Origin of the sequence: Devosia equisanguinis (assembly GCF_900631955.1) — a bacterium.
In the GTDB taxonomy this organism is placed as follows: Bacteria; Pseudomonadota; Alphaproteobacteria; order Rhizobiales; family Devosiaceae; genus Devosia; species Devosia equisanguinis.
Genome location: NZ_UZWD01000037.1, coordinates 25,221 through 32,422, shown reverse-complemented (window position 1 = coordinate 32,422; position 7,202 = coordinate 25,221). Strand labels below are relative to the sequence as shown.

Genomic DNA, 7,202 nt, shown 5'->3' with positions numbered 1-7,202 from the left:
GTGGTTCAGTGGCCCACGATGGACCCCCACCCTCATTCCCTCCCCTCAAGGGGGGAGGGAGGCGACAGCCCCCGAGTCCGTCGCAGTTTGAAGTCCTCTAGTTGCCTTCGGCCGCCACGGCGGCGCGGGCGGCGTCGAGCAGGGCCTGGCCATCAACGCCAGCGGCGGTCATGTCGGCGACCCACTGGTCGATGGTCGGCTGGGCGGCAGCGATCCAGCGGGCGGTCTCGGCTTCGTCGAGCTGGACGATATTGTTGCCCGCCTTGACCGCAATGGCCAGGCCACCGGCATCGCCATTGTCCATGACGCGGCCGAACTGGCGCGAGACTTCGAGGCCCGAATGGGCGTCGATCACCGCCTTCAGGTCGTCGGGCAGGTTGTTATAGCTGTCCTGGTTCATGAAGAAGCCGAAGGTCTGGCTGTAAAGGCCATGGTCGCTGGTGAAGCCGGTATGGTTCTTGACCAGTTCGGATATGCGCAGCGACGGCGTCACTTCCCACGGCACGGTGGTGGCGTCGATCACGCCCTTGGACAGCGCCTCTGGGGTCTGCGTCACCGGCATGCCGACCGGCTCGGCGCCAAGCTGGGCCAGCATGTTGGAGATGATGCGCGAGCCGCCGCGCACCTTCATGCCCTGCAGGTCCTCGAGCTTGGTGATCGGCTCCTTGGAGTGGAACAGGCCCGGGCCATGGGTGTGCAGCGCCAGAACCTTGATGCCCTCATATTCGTCGGCAGCGTTGTCCATGACGTAGTTGTAGAAAGCGGCCGAGGACTTTTCGCCATTGGTGATCAGGAACGGCAGTTCGAACACTTCCGACTTGGGGAAGCGGCCGGGCGTATAGCCCATGATGGTCCAGACGATGTCGACCACGCCGTCCTTGGCCTGGTCGTAGAGATCGGCCGGAGCGCCGCCCAGCTGCATGGCCGGGTAGAGTTCGAAGGCGATGCGGCCGCCCGAGGCTTCGGTGACCATCTGGGCCCAGGGCTCGATGGCCTGGGCCGGAATGGTGGCCTGGGCCGGCAGCATCTGATGAATGCGCAGCGTGACTTCCTGAGCGAAGGCGGTGCTGGCCATGGCCAGAGCGGCCAGTGCGCCCAGGACGAAAGTTTTGGTCTTCATTGGGTTTCCCTCCCTTGAGATGCCGGCCGTGTGGCCGGTTTTTTGGTTTTCCTGCCCGGCTTCCTCCAGAAAGCCGGGCAGGGTCGTATTGTCCTAGTAGAACCACCACACGAGACAGAGCGTGATCGATGGGAATGCTACGAGGATTATGGTCCGGATGATGTCACTGAGAACGAAGGGCATCACCCCGCGATAGGTCTCCGACAGTTTGGTGCCGGGCGACATGGAATTGATGATGAAGAGATTCATGCCCACCGGCGGGGTGATCAGGCCGACCTCCACGGCGATCAGCACCAGAATGCCGAACCAGATGCCGAACTCATCGGGGGTCATGCCGAAATCGAGCACCATCATCATCGGATAAAGGATCGGGATGGTCAGCAGGATCATGGACAGCGAATCCATGACGCAGCCCAGGACCAGGTAGAACACCAGCACGATGGCCAGCACGATCCAGGGGTTGTAGCCCTGTTCGCCGATCCAGCCGGCCGCCACCTGCGGCAGTTGCGACAGGGCCAGGAAGCTGTTGAGCACGGCGGCGCCGAAGACGATGAGGAAGATCATCGCCGTCGACACCGCGGTCGAAAGCAGCGCGTCGCGGACGTTCTCCCAGGTGAGGCTGCGATAGGCGAGGGCGATCACGAAAGTGCCAGCCGCGCCGATGGCCGCTGCCTCGGTCGGGGTGAAGATGCCGGTATAGATGCCGCCGATGACAAGCACGAAGACCAGCAGGACCGGCCAGATATCGGCCAGGGCCTTGAAGCGTTCCATATAGGGCACACGCTCCAGCCGGCCGCCGGCTTCGGGGCGGACACGCACATAGATGGCGATGACGACCAGATAGCCGACCGCCGCCAGAATGCCGGGAAGGAAGGCGCCCATGAACAGCTTGGCGATGTTCTGTTCGGTCAGCACCGCGAAGATCACGAGGATCACCGAGGGCGGAATGAGAATGCCCAGCGTGCCGCCAGCGGCCACGGCGCCGGTGGAGAGGGCATTGGAATAGCCGTATTTCTTGAGCTCGGGCAGGGCGACTTTGCCCATGGTGGCAGCGGTGGCAAGGGAAGAGCCGACGATGGAGCCGAAGCCGGCGCTGGCGCCGATGGCGGCCATGGCCACGCCGCCCTGGCGATGGCCCAGCCACGCCGTCGCCGCCTTGAAGATCTTGGTCGACAGCCCGCTCAGCGTGGCGAACTGGCCCATGAGCAGGAAGAGCGGCACCACCGACAGGGAATGGGAGGCGAAGGTCGAATAGCTCAGCGTCTTGAACTGGGCCATCACCGGATTGAAGTTCTTGGTGATCATCCAGGTGCCGAAAATGCCGATTGCCATCATGGCAAGGCCGATGGGCACGCGCAGGAAGACCAGCACCAGAACCGCCGGAATGCCCAGAAGGCCGAGGAGTAGATTGGTGGTCAATGCTCGCTCCCCACATGCTTGGGCGGCGCCTTGCCGGCGAGCGCGTCCTGAATGGAGCGGCCGAAGACGAAAATGGAAACCAGGACCATGGCGATGGCGCCGACCAGCCCGGCCATGAAGGCCCAGCTCAGCGGCAGGCCCAGAAGAATGGTGGTTTCCCGATAGGCGAACTTGTCCATCATGCCGAAATAGAGCCGCCAGGCGATGAAAGCCGAGGCCACCAGCATCATGAAGTCGGTAACCACCAGGATCCAGGCGTTGACGCGGTCGCTGAAGGTGTCGGTCAGGAGCGACACCAGTGCATGGCCACGCATCAGATGCGCCCAGGGCAGGAAGGCGAAGACAGCAAAGCCCATGCCCACCGAAATCAATTCATAATCGCCCAGAATGGGCTTGAGGCCGGCCCAGATAAAGGCTCGACCAATCACACTCAACACCACGACCACGATCATGGCCAGAAGGACGATGCCGCCGGCAATGGCCATCCATTTGGCCAAGCCATGCATTGCCCGTCCCAACAAGGAACTATCACTGAACACGGATTTCCTCCCCCGCTTCATACCGATTTAACGCCGCCCGGACTCGTCTTGTAAAATGACAAATTTCGCCCTTATGATAACCCTGAGATTATCGATTGAAGCGAAATGCGGGTCTGATTGCGGCTGCCCCGTCAAATCGATAACTTTTGCGACGCGGTTCCTCGTCCGGGCGCATGGCAATAAGGTTATACTGGATAACCAAATGCCGCCAGTGGTAGAAGCGGGGCATTTGGCGAGCCAACAGGGAAAGTGACGCGAACATGCGGCGCGAACAGCCTTCGACACAGGAAGCTGCCGACGACAGGACCGATGCGTTACGCACCGAGGCCACCAGCAGCATAGTCGGTTATCGGCTGCGACGCGCCCAGCTCAGCGTGTTCCAGCGCTTCCTGACCGTGTTCGAAAGCCTGGCCTTGCGGCCGGTGGAATATACCGTGCTGGTGCTGATCGCTGACAATCCCGGGCGCAAGCAGACCGAGATCGCCGAAGTGCTGGGGGTCAAGCGTGCCAATTTCGTGCCACTGGTGCATGGGCTGGAACAGCGTGGCCTGGTCGAGCGGGTGCCGTCCGATTTCGACAAGCGCGCCAATGCCTTGCATCTGACCCAAGAGGGCGAGGCCTTCCTCGCGCATGCACGGCAGGTGCACGAGGATATGGAACAGGAGCTGGTGGCGCGGCTGGGCGGTGAGAAGGCCCGCAAGACCCTCATCGAGCTGCTCGACCGCCTCACCTAGAGCGTTTCACGTTCTGGTTGATGCGGCTTCATCGCCCCCTCCCCCTTGAGGGGAGGGCCGGGGAGGGGGTCATTTAGCGATCCACTGATGGACCCCCTCCCTCAATCCCTCCCCTCAAGGGGGAGGGAGGCAAAAGCGCCCAGAATCCACCTTAAGTTGAAATAATCTAAGGCTTACTTGAACACCGGCGGGCGTTTTTCGAGGAAGGCGCGCAGGCCCTCTTCGGCGTCCGGGCCGGTCTGGCTCAGTGCTGCCGTCAGGCTTTCGGCATAGAGCCCGGCCTCGGGCGGCATGGAGCCGATCTGGGCGATGGCCTGGATGATGAAGCCATTGATCGTTGGCGAGTTCTTCGCAATGCGCTCGGCCAGTTCGAAGGCTTTTTCCAGTGCACCGCCTTCGGGCACCAGGTGATGGGCCAGGCCCAGGCGCTCCCCTTCGATGCCCGAATAGGTGCGACCGGTCAGCATCATTTCGGTCAGCCGGTCCGGCCCGATCAGCCGCGTGATCCGCACCGAGCCGCCACCCCCGACGAAAATGCCGCGCAGGCCCTCGGGCATCTGGAAGCGCACGGTTTCCTCGGCGACGCGGACATGGCAGGCCGCGCCAAATTCGAGCCCCCCGCCCATCACCGCGCCACTCATGGCCGCGATGGCGGGAATGGGCGAATTGGCCACCTGCGCCATGACGCGGTGCCAGTTGCGCGAATGCGCCATCACCTCGAGCGGCTGGCGTGCGACATGCTGGGACAGGTCGAGGCCGGACGAGAAATGCCCGCCTTCGCCGGAGATGACTATCGCGCGGGTGCCTTCGGGCACGGCGGAAAAGAAAGCGTCGAGTGCGGCGACCAGATCATCGTTGAGCGCATTGCGCTTTTCCGGGCGGTTGAGACGCAGATGGGCAATCGGCCCCCGCTGCTCGATGATCAAGGCGTCAGTCATGGATTGTCCTTTGGCATGGGCGTTCATTGGGCACCCAGAAGTTTGCGCACCTCGTCGGGCAGCGCGGCGGAGCGAATGCCGCCATTGTCGTCGCGCACAACCCAGACGCGCTTTTCATGCGCTTCGATGGCCAGGTCGCCATCGCGCAGCAGGCTGTGTTTCACCCCAAAGCTGGAGCGACCCAGTTCGGTGATTTCGGAACTGATTTCGACGACATCGCCGAAGCTCGACGGCTTGATGAAGCGCGCGCCGGTATCGACCATGGGGATGCCGGCAATGCCGTAATGGTCGAGCCAGTTGCGCTTGTGCATGGCAAAGGCGGCCGAGAGCATGGCGGCGGTGGCATTGTCGAAAAAGCGGAAATAGTTGGGGTAGTAGACGATCCCCGCCGGGTCGCAGTCGCCGAACTGGATCTCGACCTTGATGGTGTGGGTGAACATGGAAAATCCTATTTCGCCGCCATGCGCAGGGCGCCGTCGAGCCGCACCACTTCGCCATTGAGATAGTCATTTTCGACCATGCTTCTGACCAGCGCCGCAAACTCGCTCGGCTTGCCGAGGCGCGACGGATTGGGAATGGCCGAAGCCAGTCCGTCCTGCACCTCCTGCGGCAGTTCCGCGAGCAGCGGCGTCAGGAACAGGCCGGGCGCGATGGTCAAGACGCGAATGCCGAAGCGGGCCAGTTCGCGCGCCGCCGGCAGGGTCAAGGCCACGATGCCGCCCTTGGACGCGGCATAGGCCGCTTGGCCGATCTGCCCGTCATAGGCGGCGACCGAGGCGGTGGAAATGATGACGCCGCGCTGGCCATTGGCATCGGGTTCGGCCAGCGACATGGTATGGGCGCAGAGCCGCATCATGTTGAAGCTGCCGATGAGGTTGACGTTGATGACGCGCGAAAAGGCATCGAGCGCCATCGGGCCTTCGCGGCCGACAATGCGGGCGGCGGTGCCGATGCCGGCGCAATTGACCAGCACCGAGGGTGGGCCAAGGGCGTCGACAGCTGCGTTCACCGCTGCCTCGGCGCTATCTGCACTCGAGACGTCGACGGCAAAGAACTTGCCGCCCAGCTCTGCGGCAACGGCCTCGCCTTTTTCCGCATCCCGATCAAAAACCGCCGCGCGGGCACCTGCCCCCGAAAGTGCCCGCGCGGTCTCGGCGCCCAGCCCGGAGGCGGCGCCGGTAACGAAAACTGTCTTGCCCGAAACATCCATTATGCGGCCTCTGGGTTTTCAATGAGCAAAGCAATGCCCTGGCCGCCGCCGATACAGGCGGAGGCAATGCCATAGCGCGTGCCCGAGCGCTTGAGTTCGAGCGCCAAGGTGAGGCCCAGGCGGATGCCGGTGACCCCCAGCGGATGGCCGATGGCGATCGCTCCGCCATTGACGTTGAGCTTGTCCTCATCGAGCCCGAGTTCATCGGCGCAGGCTAGGATCTGCGCACCAAAGGCTTCGTTGATCTCGACGCGGTCAATCTGATCGAGCGTCATCCCGGCGGTTTCGAGCACGGCGCGGATGGCGGGTGCGGGGCCGATACCCATGATCTGCGGTGGCACGCCGACGGCTGCGCTGGCGACAATACGGGCGAGCGGCTTATGGCCGTTGGCCTTGGCATAGGCCGAGGACGCGACCAGCACGGCGCCGGCACCATCGACGATGGCCGAGGAATTGCCGCCGGTCTGCACGCCGCCAAAGGCCGGGCGCAGCTTGGCCAGGACTTCGTAGGGCGAGGGGCGGATATGTGAATCCGTATCGACGCTCTCGACGCCGCGCGGCAGCTTGATGGCGCGCTTGTCGAGCGTCTCGATCTCGAACGTCTCGTTTGTGACCGCGACAATCTCTTCGGCCAGAATGCCGGCATCGCGCGCGGCAATGGCGCGGTTGAAACTGCGCTCGGCAAAACGGTCCACGCGCTCGCGCCCGATATTGTATTGCTTGGCCAGGTTTTCTGCGGTGTCGCCCATATTGACGCAACCGGCCGGGTCGTAAAGCGCTTCCCACAGAAAGTCCTTGAACTCCACCTTGCCCATGGTGAAGCCATTGCGATGGGTATAGGCGGCGATGGGGTTGCGGCTCATCGATTCACAGCCGGCACCCAGCGCCAGATCGACACGTCCGAGCGACACCGAATCCGCCGCCTGCGCAATGACTTCGAGCCCGGTGCCGCAAATGCGCTGCACCAGATGGGCTGGCGCCTCGATGGGCGCTCCGGCATAAAGCCCGATATGGCGCGGGGTGACATAGGCATCGAACGAGGCCTGTGCCATGGAGCCGGCAATGGTGTGGCCGATATCGGCGGCTTTGACGCCAGTCTTTTCGATGGCGGCGCGGGCGGCCTTGATACCGAGATCGATGGGCGAGATTTCGGCGAAGGCGCCGCGATAATCCACGAAGGGCGTGCGGGCGCCACCCAGCAACCACGCGTCATCGAAGGTGAGGCGAAGGCCTTTGCTCATG

8 protein-coding genes are annotated in these 7,202 nt (G+C 63.2%); 1 reads left to right on the top strand and 7 read right to left on the bottom strand.

What is annotated here, in order from left to right; genetic code table 11:
* Nucleotides 1-97: 97 nt before the first annotated feature.
* The 3 genes from DEVEQU_RS14940 to DEVEQU_RS14930 form a co-directional block, all read right to left on the bottom strand.
* The gene (locus DEVEQU_RS14940; protein ID WP_126151403.1) at nucleotides 98-1,120 is read right to left on the bottom strand and encodes a TRAP transporter substrate-binding protein; all 1,023 of its coding nucleotides are present in this window, start codon (nucleotides 1,118-1,120) and stop codon (nucleotides 98-100) included.
* Between the two features lie 93 nt (nucleotides 1,121-1,213).
* Nucleotides 1,214-2,539, bottom strand: a complete 1,326-nt coding sequence (locus tag DEVEQU_RS14935) for a TRAP transporter large permease (RefSeq protein WP_206437862.1) — start codon at nucleotides 2,537-2,539, stop codon at nucleotides 1,214-1,216.
* On the bottom strand, nucleotides 2,536-3,045 hold the full coding sequence (locus DEVEQU_RS14930; protein WP_223214242.1) for a TRAP transporter small permease: 510 nt from the start codon (nucleotides 3,043-3,045) through the stop codon (nucleotides 2,536-2,538). Before DEVEQU_RS14930 ends, DEVEQU_RS14935 begins: the two co-directional genes overlap by 4 nt.
* Nucleotides 3,046-3,338: 293 nt before the next feature.
* Here DEVEQU_RS14930 and DEVEQU_RS14925 point away from each other — a divergent pair, with 293 nt between their 5' ends.
* Nucleotides 3,339-3,812 carry a MarR family winged helix-turn-helix transcriptional regulator gene (locus tag DEVEQU_RS14925; RefSeq protein ID WP_126151401.1) on the top strand — a complete coding sequence of 158 codons (474 nt, stop codon included), beginning with the start codon at nucleotides 3,339-3,341 and terminating at the stop codon, nucleotides 3,810-3,812.
* Between the two features lie 173 nt (nucleotides 3,813-3,985).
* Here the strand turns inward: DEVEQU_RS14925 and DEVEQU_RS14920 are convergent, their stop codons facing one another.
* From DEVEQU_RS14920 to DEVEQU_RS14905, 4 genes are read right to left on the bottom strand one after another with little or no spacing between them, the layout of a single operon-like run.
* Nucleotides 3,986-4,750 (bottom strand): crotonase/enoyl-CoA hydratase family protein, encoded by a 765-nt coding sequence (locus tag DEVEQU_RS14920; RefSeq protein WP_126151400.1) that lies wholly within the window; start codon nucleotides 4,748-4,750, stop codon nucleotides 3,986-3,988.
* Nucleotides 4,751-4,773: 23 nt separating this feature from the next.
* Nucleotides 4,774-5,190, bottom strand: a complete 417-nt coding sequence (locus DEVEQU_RS14915; protein ID WP_126151399.1) for an acyl-CoA thioesterase — start codon at nucleotides 5,188-5,190, stop codon at nucleotides 4,774-4,776.
* Between the two features lie 8 nt (nucleotides 5,191-5,198).
* The gene (locus tag DEVEQU_RS14910) at nucleotides 5,199-5,960 is read right to left on the bottom strand and encodes an SDR family NAD(P)-dependent oxidoreductase (RefSeq protein ID WP_126151398.1); all 762 of its coding nucleotides are present in this window, start codon (nucleotides 5,958-5,960) and stop codon (nucleotides 5,199-5,201) included.
* Nucleotides 5,960-7,201 carry a thiolase family protein gene (locus DEVEQU_RS14905; protein WP_126151397.1) on the bottom strand — a complete coding sequence of 414 codons (1,242 nt, stop codon included), beginning with the start codon at nucleotides 7,199-7,201 and terminating at the stop codon, nucleotides 5,960-5,962. Before DEVEQU_RS14905 ends, DEVEQU_RS14910 begins: the two co-directional genes overlap by 1 nt.
* Between the last annotated feature and the right edge of the window lies 1 nt (nucleotide 7,202).

Excerpts from the sequence above, each read along its gene's own strand:
- DEVEQU_RS14930 (WP_223214242.1), bottom strand. The coding sequence starts at position 3,045 with ATGCATGGCTTGGCCAAATGGATGGCCATTGCCGGCGGCATCGTCCTT.
- DEVEQU_RS14910 (WP_126151398.1), bottom strand. The coding sequence starts at position 5,960 with ATGGATGTTTCGGGCAAGACAGTTTTCGTTACCGGCGCCGCCTCCGGG.
- DEVEQU_RS14925 (WP_126151401.1), top strand. The coding sequence starts at position 3,339 with ATGCGGCGCGAACAGCCTTCGACACAGGAAGCTGCCGACGACAGGACC.
- DEVEQU_RS14920 (WP_126151400.1), bottom strand. The coding sequence starts at position 4,750 with ATGACTGACGCCTTGATCATCGAGCAGCGGGGGCCGATTGCCCATCTG.
- DEVEQU_RS14940 (WP_126151403.1), bottom strand. The coding sequence starts at position 1,120 with ATGAAGACCAAAACTTTCGTCCTGGGCGCACTGGCCGCTCTGGCCATG.
- DEVEQU_RS14905 (WP_126151397.1), bottom strand. The coding sequence starts at position 7,201 with ATGAGCAAAGGCCTTCGCCTCACCTTCGATGACGCGTGGTTGCTGGGT.
- DEVEQU_RS14915 (WP_126151399.1), bottom strand. The coding sequence starts at position 5,190 with ATGTTCACCCACACCATCAAGGTCGAGATCCAGTTCGGCGACTGCGAC.